The sequence below is a fragment of the Rhizobium sp. BK112 genome, from assembly GCF_014193215.1.
Taxonomy (GTDB): domain Bacteria; phylum Pseudomonadota; class Alphaproteobacteria; order Rhizobiales; family Rhizobiaceae; genus Rhizobium; species Rhizobium anhuiense.
Map to the genome: position 1 here is coordinate 533,731 of NZ_JACHYZ010000003.1, position 20,049 is coordinate 553,779.

General features: G+C 62.0%; 26 protein-coding genes. 16 read left to right on the top strand and 10 right to left on the bottom strand.

The annotated features are described in order from the left end of the window. Positions 1-4: 4 nt before the first annotated feature. Complete coding sequence (locus FHT75_RS11940) at positions 5-580, top strand: HutD family protein (RefSeq protein ID WP_028757208.1); 576 nt, start codon at positions 5-7, stop codon at positions 578-580. Between the two features lie 174 nt (positions 581-754). After that, positions 755-1,384, top strand: a complete 630-nt coding sequence (locus FHT75_RS11945) for a J domain-containing protein (RefSeq protein WP_183844777.1) — start codon at positions 755-757, stop codon at positions 1,382-1,384. Positions 1,385-1,402: 18 nt separating this feature from the next. On the opposite strand, the gene FHT75_RS11950 is transcribed toward FHT75_RS11945, so the two are convergent. From FHT75_RS11950 to FHT75_RS11960, 3 genes are all read right to left on the bottom strand, one after another. Then, positions 1,403-2,104: a DUF899 family protein gene (locus FHT75_RS11950; protein WP_097595640.1), complete on the bottom strand. Its 702-nt coding sequence runs from the start codon at positions 2,102-2,104 to the stop codon at positions 1,403-1,405. Between the two features lie 80 nt (positions 2,105-2,184). Next, on the bottom strand, positions 2,185-2,340 hold the full coding sequence (locus FHT75_RS11955) for a hypothetical protein (RefSeq protein WP_174824428.1): 156 nt from the start codon (positions 2,338-2,340) through the stop codon (positions 2,185-2,187). Positions 2,341-2,395: 55 nt separating this feature from the next. Further along, entirely contained in the window at positions 2,396-2,656 is a 261-nt protein-coding gene (locus FHT75_RS11960) for a DUF982 domain-containing protein (RefSeq protein ID WP_183844776.1), read from the bottom strand. Between the two features lie 514 nt (positions 2,657-3,170). Between FHT75_RS11960 and FHT75_RS11965 the strand changes: the two genes are divergently transcribed. Genes FHT75_RS11965 through FHT75_RS11975 form a run of 3 tightly spaced genes read left to right on the top strand, consistent with a single transcriptional unit; the run spans position 3,171 to position 4,594 of the window. Continuing rightward, positions 3,171-3,515 carry an ArsR/SmtB family transcription factor gene (locus FHT75_RS11965; RefSeq protein WP_028756051.1) on the top strand — a complete coding sequence of 115 codons (345 nt, stop codon included), beginning with the start codon at positions 3,171-3,173 and terminating at the stop codon, positions 3,513-3,515. Next, the gene (locus tag FHT75_RS11970; RefSeq protein ID WP_183844775.1) at positions 3,496-3,981 is read left to right on the top strand and encodes an SRPBCC domain-containing protein; all 486 of its coding nucleotides are present in this window, start codon (positions 3,496-3,498) and stop codon (positions 3,979-3,981) included. Before FHT75_RS11965 ends, FHT75_RS11970 begins: the two co-directional genes overlap by 20 nt. Beyond that, a complete protein-coding gene (locus tag FHT75_RS11975) occupies positions 3,974-4,594 on the top strand; it encodes a glutathione S-transferase family protein (protein WP_028757559.1) in 621 nt (206 codons plus the stop codon). Before FHT75_RS11970 ends, FHT75_RS11975 begins: the two co-directional genes overlap by 8 nt. 321 nt (positions 4,595-4,915) lie before the next feature. Here FHT75_RS11975 and FHT75_RS11980 read toward each other — a convergent pair whose 3' ends face one another. Then, positions 4,916-5,098 carry a hypothetical protein gene (locus FHT75_RS11980; RefSeq protein ID WP_028756053.1) on the bottom strand — a complete coding sequence of 61 codons (183 nt, stop codon included), beginning with the start codon at positions 5,096-5,098 and terminating at the stop codon, positions 4,916-4,918. A gap of 70 nt (positions 5,099-5,168) precedes the next feature. On the opposite strand from FHT75_RS11980, the gene FHT75_RS11985 reads away from it, so the two are divergent. After that, positions 5,169-5,810 carry an alpha/beta family hydrolase gene (locus FHT75_RS11985; RefSeq protein WP_028756054.1) on the top strand — a complete coding sequence of 214 codons (642 nt, stop codon included), beginning with the start codon at positions 5,169-5,171 and terminating at the stop codon, positions 5,808-5,810. A gap of 23 nt (positions 5,811-5,833) precedes the next feature. On the opposite strand, the gene FHT75_RS11990 is transcribed toward FHT75_RS11985, so the two are convergent. From FHT75_RS11990 to pcaQ, 4 genes are all read right to left on the bottom strand, one after another. Then, on the bottom strand, positions 5,834-6,505 hold the full coding sequence (locus tag FHT75_RS11990) for an RES family NAD+ phosphorylase (RefSeq protein WP_028757560.1): 672 nt from the start codon (positions 6,503-6,505) through the stop codon (positions 5,834-5,836). Continuing rightward, entirely contained in the window at positions 6,502-7,026 is a 525-nt protein-coding gene (locus FHT75_RS11995; protein WP_183844774.1) for an MbcA/ParS/Xre antitoxin family protein, read from the bottom strand. Before FHT75_RS11995 ends, FHT75_RS11990 begins: the two co-directional genes overlap by 4 nt. An 81-nt stretch (positions 7,027-7,107) precedes the next feature. Then, positions 7,108-7,797: a methyltransferase family protein gene (locus tag FHT75_RS12000; protein ID WP_047614815.1), complete on the bottom strand. Its 690-nt coding sequence runs from the start codon at positions 7,795-7,797 to the stop codon at positions 7,108-7,110. Between the two features lie 19 nt (positions 7,798-7,816). After that, complete coding sequence (pcaQ, locus tag FHT75_RS12005; protein WP_028757563.1) at positions 7,817-8,734, bottom strand: pca operon transcription factor PcaQ; 918 nt, start codon at positions 8,732-8,734, stop codon at positions 7,817-7,819. A 94-nt stretch (positions 8,735-8,828) separates the two neighbouring features. Here pcaQ and pcaD point away from each other — a divergent pair, with 94 nt between their 5' ends. From pcaD to FHT75_RS12045, 8 genes are all read left to right on the top strand, one after another. Further along, positions 8,829-9,638: a 3-oxoadipate enol-lactonase gene (gene pcaD, locus FHT75_RS12010; RefSeq protein ID WP_183844773.1), complete on the top strand. Its 810-nt coding sequence runs from the start codon at positions 8,829-8,831 to the stop codon at positions 9,636-9,638. Then, positions 9,635-10,039 carry a 4-carboxymuconolactone decarboxylase gene (gene pcaC / locus FHT75_RS12015; RefSeq protein ID WP_028757479.1) on the top strand — a complete coding sequence of 135 codons (405 nt, stop codon included), beginning with the start codon at positions 9,635-9,637 and terminating at the stop codon, positions 10,037-10,039. The genes pcaD and pcaC overlap by 4 nt, the downstream gene beginning before the upstream one ends. Before the next feature lie 9 nt (positions 10,040-10,048). Then, entirely contained in the window at positions 10,049-10,798 is a 750-nt protein-coding gene (pcaH, locus tag FHT75_RS12020; protein ID WP_028757480.1) for a protocatechuate 3,4-dioxygenase subunit beta, read from the top strand. 2 nt (positions 10,799-10,800) lie between these two features. Further along, the gene (pcaG, locus tag FHT75_RS12025; protein ID WP_028756260.1) at positions 10,801-11,412 is read left to right on the top strand and encodes a protocatechuate 3,4-dioxygenase subunit alpha; all 612 of its coding nucleotides are present in this window, start codon (positions 10,801-10,803) and stop codon (positions 11,410-11,412) included. A 197-nt stretch (positions 11,413-11,609) separates the two neighbouring features. Next, positions 11,610-12,656: a 3-carboxy-cis,cis-muconate cycloisomerase gene (locus tag FHT75_RS12030; protein ID WP_183844772.1), complete on the top strand. Its 1,047-nt coding sequence runs from the start codon at positions 11,610-11,612 to the stop codon at positions 12,654-12,656. A 326-nt stretch (positions 12,657-12,982) separates the two neighbouring features. Next, positions 12,983-13,813: an MBL fold metallo-hydrolase gene (locus tag FHT75_RS12035; RefSeq protein ID WP_028756262.1), complete on the top strand. Its 831-nt coding sequence runs from the start codon at positions 12,983-12,985 to the stop codon at positions 13,811-13,813. Between the two features lie 86 nt (positions 13,814-13,899). Further along, positions 13,900-14,274 (top strand): GFA family protein, encoded by a 375-nt coding sequence (locus FHT75_RS12040; RefSeq protein WP_168332386.1) that lies wholly within the window; start codon positions 13,900-13,902, stop codon positions 14,272-14,274. Between the two features lie 23 nt (positions 14,275-14,297). After that, positions 14,298-15,167, top strand: coding sequence for an alpha/beta fold hydrolase (locus FHT75_RS12045; RefSeq protein WP_168332385.1), 870 nt, complete (start codon positions 14,298-14,300; stop codon positions 15,165-15,167). Positions 15,168-15,208: 41 nt separating this feature from the next. Here the strand turns inward: FHT75_RS12045 and FHT75_RS12050 are convergent, their stop codons facing one another. Then, a complete protein-coding gene (locus FHT75_RS12050; protein WP_183844771.1) occupies positions 15,209-15,970 on the bottom strand; it encodes a polysaccharide deacetylase family protein in 762 nt (253 codons plus the stop codon). Continuing rightward, positions 15,967-17,058 (bottom strand): glycosyltransferase family 4 protein, encoded by a 1,092-nt coding sequence (locus FHT75_RS12055; protein WP_168332383.1) that lies wholly within the window; start codon positions 17,056-17,058, stop codon positions 15,967-15,969. The genes FHT75_RS12050 and FHT75_RS12055 overlap by 4 nt, the downstream gene beginning before the upstream one ends. Before the next feature lie 181 nt (positions 17,059-17,239). Between FHT75_RS12055 and FHT75_RS12060 the strand changes: the two genes are divergently transcribed. Both FHT75_RS12060 and FHT75_RS12065 read left to right on the top strand, forming a co-directional pair. Further along, on the top strand, positions 17,240-18,958 hold the full coding sequence (locus FHT75_RS12060) for an adenylate/guanylate cyclase domain-containing protein (protein ID WP_063475966.1): 1,719 nt from the start codon (positions 17,240-17,242) through the stop codon (positions 18,956-18,958). Continuing rightward, a complete protein-coding gene (locus tag FHT75_RS12065; RefSeq protein ID WP_168332382.1) occupies positions 18,958-19,836 on the top strand; it encodes an FkbM family methyltransferase in 879 nt (292 codons plus the stop codon). Before FHT75_RS12060 ends, FHT75_RS12065 begins: the two co-directional genes overlap by 1 nt. The last annotated feature ends 213 nt before the right edge of the window (positions 19,837-20,049 follow it).

Here is a 20,049-nt window from a genome sequence, read left to right on the forward strand (position 1 = left end):
CCTCGTGAGGATCCTGCGCGCCGGTGATTGTAAACGCATGCCCTGGAAGAACGGCGGCGGCGAAACGGTGGAAATCGCCGTTTCGCCTGAGAATGCCGGTCTTGCCGGTTTCGACTGGCGCGTCAGTATGGCGACCGTCGCAACCGACGGCCCGTTTTCGATTTTTCCCGGCATCGACCGCACGCTGGCGATCCTCGATGGCAACGGCATGGTGCTCGATATCGAAGGCAGCACGCCGGTGCTGCTGACGACGGCAAGCGATCCCCTGGCCTTCCCGGCGGATATCCCCGTCGCGGCCAGGCTCCAGGACGGCGCCATCACCGATCTCAACGTCATGACCCGCCGCGACGGGCTCGCCCACAGGCTGGTCCGGATCGACGTCGATGGCAGCAGCACCCTGCCGCTGCCGCCCTCGACATGCCTGTTCCTCTGCCATGGCGGCGCGCTCTCCTTCCGGCGGGGCGGCGAGACCGGCGCGCTTGCGGCCGGCGATGCGCTGCTGATTGAGGATGCGGCCGCGATCGCGCTTGAGGTCGATGGTGAAGCCAAATGTTATCTCGCATCGATCACCACAGGCTGACTTTCAAATAACGATTTGAAAAGATTGAACAATCGAGAATTTGGCTAAGCATGCGCATCGACTATCCTGATCTCGGGCCATGGACGTCATTCCTGCTTTCGGTCTAAACTTTGCCCTTCTGATGCAGAAGAAGACCTAGACTGCCCGCAACATGCGGGGAGCAAGGGAGCAGGCGTGACGGATCCATACGATATTCTCGGCGTTGAACGCGATGCGGACGAGGCGCAGCTGAAGGCCGCCTACCGGCGTCTGGCGAAAGTTGCCCACCCCGATTCGGGCGGTGATTCGGACGCCTTTGCCAATTTGCAGAAAGCCTATGGGCTGCTTCTCGATCCGGTCCGGCGCAAGGTCTACGACGATACCGGTTACGACGTTGAATTCGCCGATGCCGCCGAGCTGCAGGCGCTCGTGATGATCGAGAAGCTCGTCACCGACGCCGTGCTCGACGAGCGCGCGCCGGGAAGTTTCGATCCCGTCGCTGTCATGCAGGAAAGCCTTTCCGAAGAACTGCGCAAGGCCCGTTTCAGCAAGAGCGAATTGGAGCGCCACGCCTCGCGCATCGGCCTGCATCTGGAACGGCTCGAAAAGCAGTCCGGCCGCGATGTGCTTGCCCACATGTTCCGTGCCCGCATCGAAGCCATCGCCAAAGCGGTCGCGGAAACCGAGGCGAAGATCAAGGCGACCGAACGCGCCGCCGATATGCTCAGCGGCTATGTCTACGAGATCGATCCGCCGCCGCTGCCGGATGCCGCGGTCACCAACATCGAATGGGTCGAGACCTCCAGAAACCGCTCCACCGGCTGACGGACGACGCGGCCGATCTTAATAGGACAGTTTCGGATACCAGTCCGGCGCCCGGCCTTCGGGCGTCGCATCGAGCACGGTCCAGAGCGGCATCAGATCAGGTGCGCCGCGCGGATCCTCGCCGGGATCGGCCGTCGCTTCGCCCATCTCCTCGCTCCAGAAATGGCGGATGGTGCCGTCGCGCCGCGTGAAGACGTTGAAGGCGGCGCCATCGCTGCCGTCGCTGCCGATCGCGCGATAGTCGCGACTGTAATCGTCCGTCATGTCGGAGTAGAGCGGCAGGTGGTGCCAGCCGCGTTCCTTCTTGAAGGCGAGCAGCCTTTCGATCGGCGAGCGGGCGACGATCGCAAGGGCGGCGCGCTGCTGGATGTCAGGTACCTCGCCGTCCCAGGCCGACAGCAGCGAGGTGCACATTGGGCATGGGCGCTCGCGTTGTGGGCCGAACATGTAGCTGTAGACGATCAGCGTATCCTTGTCGGCGAAGAACTCGGCAAAGGAGATCGGCCCATCGCTGCCTTCGAAGCGGTATTCTTTTGTCACCTCGCCGCCCGGCGGCAGCGCCCGGCGCTGTCTTGCCACGCGCTCGATATGACGGCGCAATTCGATCTCTTCGGCCAGCAGCGCATCGCGGGCGCTGCGATAGGCCTCGCTCTCATTCGGGAAGCGGGCGCCGTTCTTGGCCGCAAGCACTGCGGCGGGTACCAGATGCCGATTATCCATGACGATATCCTCCTTCTGTTGCCGCGCGCCTCAGACGCGCAAAGGACGTGCTGAAGCCACGACCGGGTCGCAGCACATCATTACAAGGACGATCGGCTGATGCGAAAATCGACAGAAGCCGACGGAAAATATTCGCCCCGCGCTTTGGCCGGCCCGGTGCCCGGATCGCCAAAGCCAAGCAGATCAAGATCGCGCGTTCCGAAATGCGGATCATCGAACCAGATCATGATCAGCATTGCGCCCTTCCTAGAGGACGCCGCCCCGAACTCATTTCACCGTCGGCTGCGAAACTCAGTGAACGGTGATCACCGGAATGCCAGCTTCGTCGGCGGCACGGATAAGCGCTGCTCGCGCGTCCTGCGCCGGAATTTCCCCATGAATTGCATGTCGGCACGCGCTAATCGCTATAAGGTACTCTTCTCCGTCGTCGATCGGCCAACCAACTGTCAGCATCTCGGCAGCCTGGAAAAGAGTTGCGACAATCTTGTATTTTTCCGACCCACTCACAACGAACATCAGAGGGGCGAACTCTGCGGATGTGCACCACTTCATGACATTAGGTCTCCCCACAGTAAACATATTAGTAACCGTGCAAGAACCGTTCCGTGATCTTCGCTCGCATGCCGAAGCTCGTTTTGGAGGCCGAATAAAGGAAAGGAGAATATTTCTTAAGGGGCGCTTTAGCCGCCTCGGCATCGCCAGCATCAGCATGGGCACCAGTTGGCAGGGAAACGGTCGCCGGCCTCATTGCCCGCCATGCTGAAGCCACCAAAGCCGCCGACATGCTTATACCAGGCGCCCTTCCCGGTCTTCTGCCTCCTCAGCAAACTCAAACTGCTCCGCGGCGGCATCAGCGAGCGCGGTGTGCCTCTGCAACCGGAAACATTTCATCAGCAGAGCGGCAGAAAGAGATCCCGTAGTCGCCTCCGACTCCGGCACGACAGACGCGGGACTTCCCGCTCTGTTGCCAACGCATGAGTCTCTGTTGCCAACCTACCGGAAGATTGCCTTTGACACATCGCGATAAGTAATATATCTATGCGGTTATATAGCCATGTGGTGATATATGAAAAGCAGCCTCGATGCGATTTTCTCCGCACTTTCAGATCCAACAAGGAGAGCAATTCTTGGGCGGCTTGCTCACGGCAAGGCGACCGTGGCCGAACTCGCAGATCCCTTCGAGCTGTCTCAGCCTGCCATTTCAAAGCATCTCAAGGTCCTGGAACAGGCCGGATTGATCCGCTCCGGCCGTGAAGCGACTTCGCGTCCCCGCGAACTTGAGCCGGACGCATTGAAGAAAATCTCTGATTGGATTGGCGATTACAGACGCTTCTGGGATCAGAGCTTTGATCGTCTCGATGGCTATTTGTCCAAGGTACAAGGATACGAAGATGACAAATCCGGAGACTGATACTAACAACGCCCGCGATCTGGTTTTTGTACGAAGGTTCGATGCCCCATGCGATCTCGTTTTCAGAGCATGGACCGACCCCAAAGCGCTAGCGCAATGGAGCGGTCCTCACGGCTTCAAGGCGGTGGGCGACCAGCTTGAAGTGTGGCCCGGCGGTAGACACCGCGCCTGTCTGATAGCGCCAGATGGAGAGGAGCACTGGGTTAGCGGAAAATACCTTGAAGTCAACCCTCCGCACAGGCTTGTCTTCACACATGCCTGGGAGATCGGAACCGGCGAAAAAAGCCCGGAAACAGTCGTCACCATCACGTTAAAGGAAAGCGACGGAGGAACGGAAATGACATTTCGGCAAAGTGGATTTGAAGACGCATCATCACTTAAGGGTCATGAAGGTGGTTGGTCGCAAAGCTTCGAGCGACTGGGCGTTTTTCTGGGGGCTACGTCCGAAAGGCCGGATCATGAGTAAGGCGGCGATGAAGCTTTACTATTGCGAGACGCTCAATCCTCGGAAGGCCTGCGCCGCTGCCCGTTTTCTTAAAGCCGACGTGGAGTTCATAAGGATTGACCTAGCCAGCGGAGAGCAGCGTACCACGGAATTCCTGGCTCTCAACCCGAACGGGAAAGTCCCTGTGCTGCAGGATGATGCCGGAACCTTGTGGGAAGCGAATGCCATCATGTGCCGATTGTCTGACAGAGTTGGCTCGGATTTCTGGCCGCATGACCACAGGCAGATCGACGTCCTCCGGTGGCTGAGCTGGGACGCGAGTCATTTCACCCGGCACGCGGCAGCCTTGTGGTTTGAATACTTGATCAAACCTTTGTTCGGCGGGGAGCCTGACGTCGCCGTGATCGAAGATGCGAAGACGAGCTTCCGACTACATGCTCGCGTGCTCGACGACCATTTGGCCACTAACAGCGTCGCGGTCGGGAAGACGCTGACTGTCGCAGATTTCGCATTGGCCGCTGCACTTCCTTATGCGACTTCTGCTGAGATTCCACTTTCCGAGTTTACGCATATTCAGGCGTGGTACGAACGGCTTGAACAACTAGATGCGTGGAGAAACCCTTTCCCGGCGTAACAAGGTGCGGCCGCTGTTCCGTGGTTATTATTTCCGCCCACGTTTCTACAAGTCTTGCCGGTAATTCGCGCCACAGGGCCTCGCTTCTCCGTCGCTGGAATCCCTTCCGCCATCAAACGACAAGACGAAAGCGGTGATATGCGCAAGGGCTGTAAAGCAAAAAGGGCGCTCGACCCTTGCGGGGAGCGCCCTTATCCTGTCGGACAACGAACAGTTCGACGACGTCGATACCGCGCGCATCCATTTTTCAGGCAGGGCCGGTATATGGACCTTTTGCGCCCCGGTTTCAAGGGCTATTCGGCAGGACATTGACAAGGTCCGTCAGATGGCAACTCCACTGACGGGATTGACCACCGGTCGTTCGCTCTTGTCCCCGACCCCGGCCGGCTGCACCGCCGGCGGCGCCATCGATTCTGCGTCGGCGGGCTCCGGCTTGTCGGGAACGGCGCCGACATCTTTGGGGCGCCGCTGCTCGGGCTTTACGTTTTGATCATTCGTCGACATTGTCAGTCTCCTTTCAGTGAAGAAGTCACGGCCGTCGACATGGTTCCGACGATGGCATGGAGGATTACCGATGCTTGACAGGTTTCTGCTGCAGGGGCCTCAGGATGCGCGCTTCACGATCCTTCTGGCCCATGGCGCCGGCGCGCCGATGGATTCGGCGTCGATGACAGCAGCGGCAAATGCGCTTGCCGGCGTTGGCTTCCGTGTGGCCCGCTTCGAATTCGCCTATATGGCCGCCCGCCGCACCTCGGAAGGCCGCAAGCCGCCGCCGCGCGCCGAAACGCTCAATCCCGAATATGAGGCGGCCATTGCCACGCTCGGTGCCAGCGGCCCGCTTATCATCGGCGGCAAGTCGATGGGCGGCCGGGTTGCCAGCATGATCGCCGACGATCTTTATCACAGGGGGAAGATCGCCGGCCTGCTCTGCCTCGGCTATCCCTTCCATCCGCCCGGCCAGCCGGAGAAGCTGCGCACCGCCCACCTTACCGGGCTGACGACGCCCGCCTTGATCTGCCAGGGAACGCGCGACGAATTCGGCACACGAGACGAGGTGCCGGGCTATGATCTCTCCGACAGGATCGAGATCCTCTGGCTCGAGGATGGCGACCACGACCTCAAGCCGCGCAAGACGATCTCCGGCTTCTCCAGCGCCGATCACCTCGCCACGATGGCCAAGGCGGCAAAGGCCTGGGCCGAACGATTGCCGGTTTGAGGCTCACCTTGCGATTGCCGATATCAGGCGGCAAGCTTCCTGATATCGATGCGCCGGTCAGTGGCGGAAACGGTGATTTCGAAATGGTCGGCCTGCACGACGTCCCGGATGTTGCGCGGTCTATGCGCGACGATGACCACCCCGCCCCTCAGCCGGACACTGTCATAGAGGATGCCGGCGCCACCGCTCGAGCGGACCTCTTCCCCCAGCACCTGCGACGCCGCATAGCTGGCGCCGTCATAGACATCGGGCCGCAGCAACTCTTCGCCGCGAATGTCGAGGTAATCGCCAATCAGGGTGGCCGCATAGCTTCGATAGGTGCGCGCCATCATCGCCACCCCGCGTGCGACAGCCTCGCGCCGAAGATGGTGGCCGACCTCGGCAGCGGCTGTCCTGAGATCATCGGCGGCATACCAGGCGCCGAGATCAGAGCCGTTGAACCGCATTCCTCCCGGCGCAACATGCAGGAAAGCCGCCATCACGATGCTGGCGTTTGGCGTGCCATAAACCCATTCAGCCTGGGGAAGCCGTTGGATGCGATCGGCGACGAGACGGTCGTTGGTCCAGCCGACGAGTTCCATCACCGCTTCAAGGTCGGACACCCGCGTCACCGTCTCGAAAAGCCCGATCGGTGGAAATTGCGACGGGATCAGCCGGTGTGACGGACGCGGCGCCTCTGCAAAACGATCCCTCACCGGAAGACGATGTCCGCATCTTCGTAAGGCGTGAAGGCTTCGTCGAGCCTGTTCGGCTGCATGTAGAGACCACCGCGCGCGCCGTCGAGAAACCGGCGGACGGTCATCAGCCCGTCCTGGGTTCCGCTGGTCACGATATCAAGCGGTGGATGCCCGCCGAAAACCGGCGCCTGATGCGGCGTGCGCAGCCAGGCGACGCCGGCGCGCTCATCGGCAAAAAGCACGCCGAGTGCCTGATGGATGCCGAGCACCGCCGAGATCCGGGTCAGCGTATCGACGTCAAGCGTGAAAGCGCCGTGCTCGCGCGCCTGTTTGGCCCAATTGTGGTAGGTCGACCGGGAGGGGTAACCGAGTACGAGCAGACGCTGCTCTTCCGTCAGCCCCCAGAGATCGGCGATCGCCAGGAAGGTCCGCAAGGCCGGTGCGCTTAGCCTCTTGCGATTTGCCGGCGCAAAGCGATCCATGTCCAGCCGCTGTGGCCCCTGGTCTTCCCGGTGCTCGGTGCGTCGCGCATGCTGCATAACAGCCTCCTGTCTTGAATTAGACATAGTCCAAATCTAGGCATTCGGCAACAGATTTCAAGAATTGCTCCAATGGAGCCGTCACCATAGCCCAGGCAGCAGCCGGTCGCGGACCTTGCGGCGGTATTCGGCGTAACCCGGCAGGTCTCTTGTCAGATGTTTCTCCTCGTCCAGCAGCCGCGCGACAAGTCCGGCAAAGGCAGGAGGGATGGCCAGCAGGCCCCAATAGGAACCGAGCGACAGCGGTATGCCGACGAAGAGCACCAGCGCCGCCGCATACATCGGATGGCGCACGACGCTGTAGAGCCCGCTTGAAATGACCCGCTGATCCCGGCGGATCTCGACCGTTGCCGAAGCGAAGCTGTTTTGCCGCAGCACGAGGAAGCAGCCGTAAAAGCCGGCCGCCATCAGAACATTGCCGAAAATCACGATCGGCGCCGGAACGGCCGACCAGCCGAACCGGTAATCGAGCGCCGAACCGATGAAGAGCGCGATCAGCACGATGCCGTTGAAAAGCTGAATGCGCTTCTGGGCCGGTTCCCGCTCCGCAGCCGGCCCGACATGCAGCCGCTGTTCCAGCAAGGCGCGGTCATATTTCAGGAAATAGGCCGTCGTCGCGACAATCCAGCCGCCAAAATTGAAAAGGAACAGCCAGCCCTGCCAATAGGACAGCGAGCCCGCCGCGATGAAGATCATCGCCGCAAGCACTGCGACGAATTTCACCGTCGCTTCCGTCGCCCGCCTGCCGAGACTCCTCTTCTGATCCTCCATCGGTCCGTCCTCCATTACCTCAGGAAACCTCGCCTGCCGCCTCCCGGATCGTCTGCATCAGGATCGATTGCGGCAGCGACGGCACGGCATCGGCGCGCATCGTCAATCCGACCGGCCCCTTGGTCTCGCCGGTATCGATCGGCAGAAGCGCCAGCCGCCCGTCGGCGACATCGTCGGCCACCACGCCGTGGGAAATGATCCAGATCGCGTCGTTTGCCCGGAGGAAAGCGCGGCCGAAGGAATCCGATACCGTCTCGATCTGGTTGGGCAGGCTGGCGACGCCATTGGCGATGAGAAAATTTTCGACCACCGGCCGGATGATCGAACCCCGCGTCGGCATCAGCACCGTGTAGTTGCCGAAACCTGAAAACAGCGATTGCCGGCCGTCGAGCAGCGGATGGCCGGGGCGCACGGCAAACACTACCTGTTCGGAATAAAGATGCTCGAAGGAAAAGCCGGCCATCTTCTCGGCGCCTGCCAGACGCCCGACGACGACATCGAGATCGCCGACACGAAGCTGCTCCAAGAGCACCGCATTCTCGCCGGTGACGATCTTCACCCGACTCCAGGTATTCTCCTTGAGGAAGAGCTCCATCGCCCGCGGCATGATTCGCGATGACACCGTCGGCAGCGCGCCGATCCGGATCGGCGGCGCTTCGGAAAACTGCTCCTGCGAGACGGAATCGAGACCCTGGCGCAGCGCCGTCAGCGCCGCACCAGCGTGCCGCAGGAAGACCTCGCCGTAACGGGTGATCTTGATGCCGCGGCCGTCGCGCTCGAAGACATCGACACCCAGCACCTGTTCCAGTTCGCGGATCGTCTTGGTGACCGCCGGCTGGCTGACATGCAGCAATTCGGCGGCCTTCATGACGCTCTTCTGCCGCGCCACCTCGACAAAGGTCTGCAGATGGCGAAACTTGACGCGGCTGTCGATCATCGCTCACATAACTCCGAAGTTATCGAAAAGCCTAAAAATATCATTTTACTTAACCGGATCAAACATTCAATTTCGCCTTCAGGAGGAGAATGACGTGCAATTCGCCCGCATAAACGACGTGACGATCCATTATCAGGTCATCGGTGCACCAGCCGACAGGCCGGTGATCGTCTTTACCAATTCGCTCGGGACGGATTTCCGCATCTGGCGCGACGTCGTGGTGCGGCTTGCCGGCGAATTCCCCATCGTGCTTTACGACAAGCGCGGCCACGGCCTGTCCGATGTCGGCCAGCTCCCCTCATCGATTGCGGATCATGCGACGGATCTCGCCGGCCTGCTCGATCTCTTGTCGGTCAAGAAGGCCGTCATCTGCGGCCTCTCCGTCGGCGGCCTCATCGCCCAGTCGCTCTATCAGCGCCGGCCGGACCTGGTCAGTGCCCTGATCCTGTGCGACACCGCCCATAAGATCGGCACAGCAGAGAGCTGGAACACCCGCATTGCCGCCGTCGAGAAAAACGGCATCGGCAGCATCGTCGACGCCATCATGGAGCGCTGGTTCACGCCGGCCTTCCGCCGGCCCGAAAACACCGCCTATTTAGGCTATTGCAACATGCTGACGCGTCAGCCGGTCGAAGGTTATGTCGCTGCCTGCGCCGCGATCCGCGACGCCGATTTTACCGAAACTGCAAAGACGATCACTGTCCCGACAATCTGCGTCGTCGGCGACCAGGATGGCTCGACGCCGCCCGATCTGGTGCTCTCGACCGCCAAGCTTATCCCCGACGCGCGTTATGAGGTCATCCCCAATTGCGCGCACATTCCCTGCGTCGAGCAGCCGGAAGCGCTAACGGCGGTCATCCGCGCCTTCCTCACATCCATTACGCCTGGAGAAAACAGCCCATGAACGAAACCGCGTCCTCCTCCGAGCGCTATCGCCAAGGCATGGCGACCCGCCGCACCGTGCTCGGCGACGCCCATGTCGACCGAGCCGCCGCCGCATCGACGGAGTTCGACCGTCCCTTCCAGGAATTGATCACCGAAGCCGCCTGGGGCCATGTCTGGTCGCGCCCGGCGCTGACGAAGCGCGAACGCTCGATCGTCACCATCGCTCTGCTCGCGGCGCTCGGCCAGGACGACGAGGTCGCCATGCATGTGCGCGCCACCGTCAATACGGGTGCCTCCCGTGAGGATATCTGCGAGGCGCTGCTGCATGTGGCGATCTATGCCGGCGTTCCCGCCGCCAATCACGCGATCAAGATCGCAAAGCAGACCTTCGCACAGATGGACGCCGACAAGGCGGCCTGAGGGGGAAAAATGTCCGAACGAGCAAATCGCAAACCCGAGACCGGCGCCTTCTTCGGCCGCGACCGTGCCTGGCATGCGCCGGCGCTGACCCCCGGCTACAAGACCTCCCTGCTGCGCGCGCCGCAGCGTGCGCTGCTGTCGCTCGACGGCACGGTTTCCGAAACCACCGGGCCGGTCTTCGGCCATTCGATGATCGGCGAACTCGACAACGACCTGATCCTGAATTATGCGCGCCCCGGCGAAAGCGCTATCGGCGAACGCATCATCGTCCATGGCCGGGTGCTCGACGAGCGTGCCAAGCCGGTTGCCGGCGCCCTGGTCGAGTTCTGGCAGGCCAATGCCGGCGGCCGCTATCGCCACAAGAAGGAAACCTATCTTGCGGCGATCGACCCGAATTTCGGCGGCTGCGGCCGCGCCATCACCGACGAGGAAGGCCGTTACTCTTTTCGCACCGTCCGCCCCGGCGCCTATCCCTGGCCGAACGGCGTCAATGATTGGCGGCCGGCCCATATCCATTTCTCGATCTTCGGCCACGGCTTTGCCCAGCGCCTGATCACCCAGATGTATTTCGAGGGCGATCCGATGATCTGGAAATGTCCGATCGTCGGCACGATCCCCGACAAGGCGGCGATCGAGCAGCTGATCGCGCCGCTCGACTGGGGCAACACGATCCCGATGGATTCACGCGCCTATAAATTCGATATCGTGCTGCGCGGCCGCCGCTCGACGATGTTCGAAAACAGGCTGGAGGGCAACTGACCATGCAGCAGCTCGGCTATCTCAAGGAAACCCCGTCGCAGACGGCAGGCCCCTATGTCCATATCGGCCTGACGCCGAATTTCTGCGACATAAAGGGCGTCTACGACACCGATCTCGGCATCGAGATGGTCAATGACAAGACGCTCGGCGAACGCATCACCGTCACCGGCCGAATCTTCGATGGGGCCGGCGCATTGGTGCGCGATGCCGTTATCGAGATCTGGCAGGCCGACAGCGCCGGCCTCTACAACAGCCCTTCGGAAATGCGCGGAACCGCCGATCCGAATTTCACCGGCTGGGGCCGCTGCCCGACCCGCGCCGAGGATGGCGTCTACAGCTTCGAGACCGTCAAGCCCGGCCGTGTCCCCTTCAAGGACGGCCGTAGACAAGCCCCGCACATCACCTTCTGGATCGTCGCCCGCGGCATCAATATCGGCCTGCATACGCGTATGTATTTCCCGGAAGAGACGGAGGCCAACGCCGCCGACCCGCTGCTGTCCCGCATCGAACATCGCGAGCGCGTCGCAACGATGGTCGCCACCCGCGACGGCGCAACCTGCCATTTCGACATCCATCTGCAGGGTCCCAAGGAAACGGTATTTCTCGATATCTGAGGGTCGGCATGCCGGTGGCTTGTTCGGACAGCCCTGTGCAAGTAGCCTCCCCCTCACCGGACCCTCTCCCCGAGGGGAGAGGGACGTGCCCACGCGAGATTACCTGCCCATAAAGCGCGGACGCCACCGCAGTCCCGTCCCCCCAATAGGGAGAAGGTGGCGGCAGCCGGATGAGGGGCCAGCAAAGCGAGACAATCATGACCGCATCGCCCTTCGACCACCCCTTCCTTTCCGGCCTGCTCGGCGACGGTGAAATCGCCTCCTATTTTTCCGCCGAGGCCGATATCCGCGCCATGCTCTCCTTCGAGGCCGCGCTCGCCAGGGCCGAAGCCGGCCATGGCCTCATCCCCGCCGAAGCAGCAAGGCGCATCACCGAAATCTGCGCCGCCTTCTCGCCCGATCTGGCCAGCCTTCGATCGGCAACGGCAAGGGACGGTGTCGTCATCCCCGAACTCATCAAGCAGCTGCGCACCGCTGTCGGCGAGGAGGCAGCCAAGAGTCTCCATCTCGGCGCCACCAGCCAGGATGTCATCGATACCAGCCTGATGGTCCGCCTGAAGGCCGTCGTCTTCCTGTTTGCCGGCCGGCTTTCCGCCATCCTCAAGAGGCTCGATGCGCTCGACGGCCAGTTCGGCCAAAACGGGCTGATGGGCCGTACCCGCATGCAGGCGGCGATCCCCATCACCGTCACCGATCGCCTCGAAGCCTGGCGCACGCCGCTTGCGACCTATCGCGACCGCCTGACCGAGCAGAGTTTTCCCGTCCAGTTCGGCGGTGCGGCCGGCACGCTTGATAAGCTCGGGTCGCAGGCCGCAGCCGTTCGCGCCTCGCTCGCCCAGGAGCTCGGCCTTACCGACGCAACGCAATGGCAGAGCGGGCGTCTGCCGATCGCCGATATCGCCGGCCTGTTCGCGTCGATATCGGGCAGCCTCGGTAAGATAGGCCAGGATATCGCGCTGCTCGCCCAGGCCGGCGGCGAAATCGAAATTGCCGGCGGCGGCACCTCGTCGGCGATGGCGCACAAGCAGAACCCGGTTTCCGCCGAAGTCCTGATCTCGCTCGCCCGCTTCAATGCCACTGTTCTCTCGGGCATCCACCAGTCCCTCGTCCACGAGCAGGAACGCTCAGGCGCTGCCTGGACGCTCGAATGGCTGCTGCTGCCGCAAATGACCATGGCAACCGCCGCCTCGTTGCGTCTCGCCGCGGACCTCATGGGAAATATCAACAGGCTTGGAACTGCCTGACGCCGCGCTGGCGTGCCACGATCTTGACAAAGGCATGCAGTGGATCTGGGCCTGAGGAGGCAGCAATTGTTTTTTCAATCGCGCGCAACCATCTAATAGGCATGACTTGCGGAAAACGCCCCGCCCCAGCAGCCCGTTTACCGAAAACCAACCAAACCGGCTTGCTTTCCGAAGCGAAAGCCGATTGCTTAGGAAAATCTACTTCTTCTTCCGCTAGCGGTTAGGAGAATGAAAGGGGGCGCAGGCAAACCCGTGGAATTCTACTGCTTCGCATCGGGATAAACAATGACTACGATGGCGACGCGGGAAGGCCGGTTTGAAGAACGATGACGACAGAACTGTTTCAGGTAAAATTTTGGGGCGTCCGTGGCAGTATTCCAGTGTCGGGCCCCGAGTTCGATCGCTACGGCGGTAACACTTCCTGCATCGAAATTCGCTGCGGAAAACATCGGATGATCTTCGACGCGGGCTCCGGCCTGCGCGAGGCGGGGCTTTCGTTGCTCGCCGACGGCGTCAGCGACGTGGACCTGTTCTTCAGCCACTGCCACTATGACCACATCATCGGCCTGCCCTTCTTCAAGGCGATCTATTACCCCTCGATCAACGTCAACATCTGGTCCGGCCACCTCGACGGCAAGATGAGCACGCGGGAAATGGTCGATCAGTTCATCAGCCCGCCCTGGTTTCCCGTCAAGACCGACATCTGTCAGGCGACGATGAACTTCCGCGACTTCCATCCCGGTCAGGTTCTGACCCCCCACGAAGGCATCGCGATCAAGACCTTCATGCTGAACCATCCGGGCGGCGCCATCGGCTACCGCGTCGAATGGCAGGGCCGTTCGATCGCTCTCGTCTATGACATCGAACATATTCCGGGCGCTTATGATCCGGTCTCACTGGAGATGATGCAGGACGCCGATCTCGTCGTCTACGACTGCACCTACAATGAAGACGAGATGCAGCGTTTCAAGGGCTTCGGCCATTCGACCTGGCAGCACGGCACCGAGCTTGCGAAGATGGCGGGCGCCAAGCGCTTCGCGCTCTTCCACCACGCCCCCTCGCGCACCGACGAACAGCTGGCTGAGATGGAAGCGCAGGCGCAGGCCGCCTTCCCCGAATCCTTTGCCGCCCGCGACAATCAGACCGTGGTGATCTAGCAACCCGCGAAACCTCAGCTTGCTGACGGAACAGATGTTGGATCAGGCCGTTTCCCGGCAGGTAAACCATTACGCGGGGACCAGCTATGACCGTGTTTTCCGGAAAGTGCCTTTGCGGGCAGGTGCAGATCTCTGTTCGGGGCGAACCTTTGCGCGTCGGGATCTGTCATTGCACCGACTGCAGGAAAGAAAGCGGTTCGGCCTTTACCTTTTACGGGATCTGGCCAGCCGGCCAATTCGAACATTCTGGGGAAACCGCCGAGTTCCGAGGTCGCCATTTCTGCACCGGCTGTGGTTCGCGGCTGTTTTCCGCCGATGACGAAGAGGCGGAAATCAAGCTCGGTATCCTGTCCGATGCCCCGACGCCCCTCGTGCCGCGCTACGAACTCTGGATCAAGCGCCGCGAGCCCTGGCTGCGGCCGGTAGAGGGCGCCGAGCAGCATGAGGAGGACCGAAAGTGAGCGGCGGCGGCGGAAGCTTCCCGATGTCCGCTCTCGTCCGGCATCGCTCGATCACGGTCGCAGGCATCGAGACTTTTTACCGCGAGGCCGGTCGGCCGGATGCTCCGGTCTTGCTGCTGCCGCACGGTTACCCCTGCTCGTCCTATGAATTTCGCAATCTCATGCCGCGCCTTGCCGACCGCTGGCGCCTGATTGCACCGGATTTCCCTGGCGCGGGCTATAGTGGCACGCCTGACGATTTCGACTACAGTTTCGATGGTTATGCCGCCTGGCTGCGGGCTTTTATCGACGCGGTCAATATCGACCGCTTCGTCCTCTACCTGCACGATTTCGGGTCGCCTATCGGCGCGCGGCTGGCAATCAAAGAGCCTCGGCGCATCGTGGCGCTCATCATCCAGAATGGCGACATCCCCTATGAGGATGCCCTCGGACCCAAGTATGCCGATATCGAGGCGACGTGGACGCTTCCACTATCGGAGATGAGGACGGCGCTGGCGGAAGCGGTCAGCGAGGACACCTTCAGGGATGAATTCCTCAACGATCTGCCGCCGGCTCTGGCCGGTACCATCCCGCCCGATCTCTGGACGCTGCATTGGTCGCTGACCACGCCGCGGCGCAAGGAAATCGCCATCGACCTGATCGCCGGATTGAAGGAGAACCGGGCCTGGTTTCCGGAACACCGGAAATACCTGCGGGAATACCAGCCTGCGACCTTGATCGTCTGGGGTCCCAACGACCACTACATGCCGGAAAAATCGGCGCGAGCCTATCTGCGCGATCTGCCGGATGCCGAACTGCATCTGCTGGGCGGCGGCCACTGGCTGCTCGAGACGCATCTCGATGACGTCGTCGCACTCATGCGAGACTTCCTCGGGCGCGTTCACGCCGCCTGATCTTGTTTTTACGCATGTCGTTATCGCAAAACCGCGGCACACTATTGCGCGACATGCTCAAGCAGCTCCGACGCCGATGACCAGCGGACGGCCGGATGCCGGCCCGTCACTGCAAACAAGGCCGACAGGAAGTCCCATGCGGCCGCATCGTGCACCAGATGGTGAGTGAGCACGCCGACAGGTTCCTCGCTGCCGGCAAACCGATCGCGGAGCTCCGCTACCAGGTCGGCCACCAATTCCGCCTCGCCCCGTCCGCCGCGCGTGCCGTGCCAGTCGATGATGTCGACATGGGTGTTGAGCAGCGGCACCGGGCCATCCTGCCTTGCCCGCCCATAAACCGAAAGGGCGGTAAATCCGAGGCCCGGCAGCGCCGGGATAAGACTAGCGTCGATCCGGTTCCAAGGCGGCACCAGCATCGGCAGGAAGCGGGCCGGATGCAACAGCTGCAACAGCCGGAAGCCTTCCCGCAACTCGCCGAGCACGACATCCGCCGGGCGTTCGCCGCCGAGTTCCTGCTTCTTTTTTTCCGGCCCCACATGGTTCGTATGAGACCAGCCATGCACCGCAACCGTTATGGCTGTTTCCTCCCCTAGGCGCGCGGCCAAGGCCTCGCCGGTCAGGGCGGGAATAACCGCGAGCGTCAGCGGAACGTTGCTTTCGCCCGCGAGCGCCGTCAGTGTCTCCAGTGCCGGCGTCGGTTCGACGGCATCGTCATCCCGCAGCCAGAACCGCGCCACGCGGCCGGCCGCCTGCCAGCGGTCAAGCTCGCGCCGCAAAGGCTCCCAGGCCATCTTGTCGGTCATCCCGTCGCTCCCATTCCCAGATTGTCCTGCAAAATTCCGTTCAACACTCGCGCCGCGTTGGGAAGCGAACGCTCCCTGAGCACGAAGCGCCGTGCCGCCTGCCCCATGGCGTCGCGCCTTTGCCTGTCGTCAAGCAGGGCGGCCACGGCGCCGGCATAGGCCACGACATCACCGTCCGGTGTCAGCAGGCCGGTCACGCCAGCCTCGACCACCGCGGGCACGCCCGCCGTTTCTTGCGCGACGATAGGCAGGCCGGCGGCCTGGGCTTCCAGATAGGCAAGGCCATAGGCCTCGCCGCAGCCGGGCCAGACATAGAGGCCGCCGTGTCCGAGCAACTCGGCGATCTCGACGGCATTCCGCTCGCCCAGCCATTCGACGCGGCCGGGAAGATCGGCAAACAGCGCCTGCACCTCGTGGCGCATCGGACCATCGCCGATGACGGCAAGCGTCCAGGGCCGGTCTTCGATCAGCCGCAATGCTTTTGCGAGCATCGCATAACTGTCTATCTTGTCGCCGGCCCGCATCATCGCGACCGTCATCAGCCGGCGCCGATCGGGCTCCGGCGAAATCGTTTCAAACAGCGTCGTATCGATGAAGGGTTTCAGACGAGCAAGGCGCGCCTGCGGAAAGGCGGAGGCAAGTCCTGCCTGGTCACGCTCGGTGAAGCTGATATTGACCGCCGCCTGCATGATCGCCGCGCCCACGCGCTTCTGCGACGCGGCCCAGCCGCTCGCGTTGCGTTTTGCCGCATAGGAGGCTTCGGCGGTGACATAGGGAATGGCGAATTCGGCAGAGAGGACAGGCCCGAAGGGATCGGGCGATTTGTAATAGGGGTGGTAGCAGAACCAGAGATCCGGCCGCGGCGCGGATTTCCATGCCAACCGCAGCCGCTCCAGTTCGGTGTGGACGGCGGGTTCGAGCTCCGCTGCGGCTTCCGGTGTCGAGGCATAGGCGCGGAATTCGGAAGCGACCTCGACCTCGTGTCCGGCAAGTTCCAGCGCCCGGATCAACAGCCGTGCCATCAGCCGGTCGCCTGACGGCACCGGATGGTTCGGCGATTTCATCGGCGCGTAGAAAGCCACCCGCATTGACACCTCACATAAGACAGACTGTTTACAACCGGCACTCGTGCTATCACGAAAAATTCCGCTATTGTCCCCTTCATTAAAACTTGCGCATAAGCATATGGAATGTGATCGCGATCGAAGCAATTCCGCCTCTTTCTCAATCTCTATGGGCCTGCGGTTACATCGACAAGAACGGGAATGAATGACGACGGTCTCGGCCACAGGGATTTTTTCGGAGCGTGCGATCAGAAGGGCGAGGCTCGGTTCCGGCCTCGTCATTTTCATCTTCGTCCTGCTGCATTTGTCAAACCATGCGATCGGCCTGATTTCGGTCTCCGCCGCCGATAAAGCCGCCCATCTTTTCCTGATGATCTGGCGCAATCCTCTGGGGACGACCATCTTCTATTCGGCGGTCCTCATCCATATCGCGCTGGTGCTGCGCGCCATCTATGTCAGACGCAGCCTCGTGATGCCGAAGGGGGAAATGGCGCAGATCGTGCTCGGCTTGATGATCCCGCTGCTGCTCCTCGATCATGTCATCGGCACGCGTATCGCCCACGAGTTCTACGGCTACATCGATGACTATGAGGCGGTCGTCAGCATGCTCTGGATCAGGAATCCGGCGAACGGATTGCGGCAGGGCTTCGCTGTCGTCGCCGTCTGGATCCATGGCTGCATCGGCATCCATTTCTGGTTGCGCTATCGGCCCTGGTATCCGGATTTTGCGCCCCTTCTGCTGGCGCTTGCGATCCTCGTGCCGGTGCTTTCGTTGCTCGGCTTCGTCGAAATGGGCCGAACGCTCGCCGACCCATCCTACCAACAGGCAATGACGATCAGCGCCTACAAGGAGGGCGTCAACACCCGTTACATCTCAAATCCGGAAGTTCACCGTCAGGTCGCCATGATCCGTGCCGGGCTCTACGGCGCCTTCTCGGCCTCGCTTCTGATCGTCGTCGTCGCCCGCGCCCGGCGCAAGCTGAAGGAGCGGCTTGACCAGGTCGCCGTGAATTATCCGGGCGGCGAGGTGATCCGTGTGCCGCGCGGCTTCTCGGTGCTGGAAGCAAGCCGGCTCGGCGGCTTGCCGCATTATGCCGTCTGCGGCGGCAAGGGGCAGTGCTCCACCTGCCGGGTGCAGATCCTTGGCGATTACGAAAACCTTCCGGCCCCCGACAAGATGGAACAGACGACATTGAGGCGCATCAATGCCGGCCCGGATGTCCGGCTCGCCTGCCAGCTTCGTCCGAACCACAACGTCGCGGTTGCGCCGCTTCTCGTGCCGGCGACCGAGGCCGCTCTTCCCGCCAACAGTCAGGAAACGAGCCCCGGCCGCGAGCGCGAGATCGCCGTACTCTTCGTCGATATCCGCCATTTCACCACGCTGACGGAAACCCGCCTGCCCTTCGACGTCGTCTTCCTGCTGAACCGCTATTTCGCCATAATCGGCAAGGCAGTGGAGCAGGCGGGCGGACGGCTGGACAAGTTCATCGGCGACGGCGCCATGGCGCTGTTCGGCCTCAACACCGCGCCGGAGGAAGCCTGCCGCCAGGCGCTCAACGCAGCAGCAGCGATCGTCGCCGAGATCGAGAAACTCGCCGCAGAGCTCGCCGACGAACTGGCGCTGCCGCTGCGCATCGCCATCGGCATTCACACCGGCCCGGCCGTCGTCGGCACGATGGGATATGGGCGGGTGCGCAGCATGACGGCGATCGGCGATACCGTGAATGTGGCGAGCCGGCTCGAGACCGCCGCCAAGGAATTCGAAGCGGCAATCGTCATCTCCGAGCCGGTGGCGAACCTTTCGGGTGCTGATCTCGCCGGCATCGAAAGCCGTGAAATCAGCGTGCGCGGCCGGGCCTTGCCCTTGAAAGTCTACGTCATTCCGAGAGAGAAAGCGGCAGAACCGCTCGAAGGAAAAGACTGATGCCCGGCAAGCCCTGGCTGACCGCCAAATATTGGAGCCGTCGCCTGCGCAAGGCGCGCAATGCCGCCGCTTCGCGCTTCTTCGACACCCGCTTCGGCCGTCGCCTGCTGATCGAGAATATCGGCCCGCGCGTCGTCTCGATGACGGTCGACGCCGGCGACCATCGGATGACCTTCTCGCCCGCCGACTATATCGGCCGCAAGGTCTTCCGGAAGGGCCATTTCGAGCGCGAGGCCGTCGACCGGCTCATCGTCATCTTGCGCGAGCGCGGCCTGCTCAGAAAGGATGCGACGCTGCTGGAGATCGGCGGCAACATCGGCACCCAGACCGTCTATTTCGCGTTGAGCGATACTTACAGCAAGATCGTCAGCATCGAGCCCGACCCGCGCAATTTCCCGCTGCTTGCCCTCAACATTCGCCAGAACCGGCTGGAGGAGAAGGTCCGGCTCGTCAATTGCGCCGCCGGCGAGAGCGAAGGCGAGATCGACTTTTTTCTCAACCTCAACAATCACGGCAAGAGCAGCGCCATCCGCCAGAGCCCGACGGACAAGAAGATCAGCGTGCCGGTAAAGCCGGTTTCCGAGATCCTTGCCGGCCTTTCGATCGACCCGGCCGCGATCGGCCTCGTCTGGATGGATATCGAGGGTTACGAGCCGGTCGCCTGCCGGTCGATGCAACCTCTGCTTGCCCGCCGCGTTCCGCTCTACATGGAGTTCACGCCGCTCTTCTACGGCCCGGAAGGAACGAAAGCCTTCGTATCAATGCTGTCGGGATTCTACGAGGATTGCCTCGTCCTCTTCGAGGACCGTGAGGAGGAGATGAAGGTGCGGGATCTGCCGGGCGAGTTCGATCAGTACAACGTGCTGTTCTTGCCGTAGGCTTCCTTCCGGAAAACTGATCGTTGGCGCCTACCGTGCGGCCCCCTCATCCGACCCTGCGGGCCACCTTCTCCCCGTTGGGGAGAAGGGATAGCAAGTCGTTCCGACACTGCCAAACGAACCCGCCTGCTCAATCGCACTCCGTCCAATGGGGCGATGACGAAGCGGCATTCTCCCGTTCATTGCCCTTTGCTCCCGCTGTTGCGGATGGTC